The following is a 266-nucleotide window of genomic DNA, read 5'->3' on the forward strand; positions in this document are numbered from 1 at the left end:
CCGAAGGAGCAGCGGCAGTACGGCTACTACTGCCTCCCGCTCATGGTCGGGGGCCGGCTCGCGGGGCGCATCGACCTGAAGGCGGATCGCGCCGATCGGGCGCTGCTCGTGCAGGCCGCCTGGCGGGAGGAGCGAGCGCCCGCGCGCACCGCCGAGGCCGCCGTGCAGCTGCTCGGCCGTGCGGCCGCCTGGCAGGGGCTGCAGGAGGTGCGGGTGAGCGGCGCCGGCAATCTCGCGCTGCCGGAGCGCTTCGACGCGGCCTGAAC

At 76.3% G+C, this 266-nt stretch carries 1 pseudogene; it reads left to right on the forward strand.

The features are described 5' to 3' along the window. Positions 1-264, forward strand: a pseudogene (locus AMS67_RS00215) (DNA glycosylase AlkZ-like family protein); the annotation flags it as partial. Between the last annotated feature and the right edge of the window lie 2 nt (positions 265-266).

Source organism: Leucobacter japonicus (assembly GCF_001273855.1).
Lineage (GTDB): Bacteria > Actinomycetota > Actinomycetes > Actinomycetales > Microbacteriaceae > Leucobacter > Leucobacter japonicus.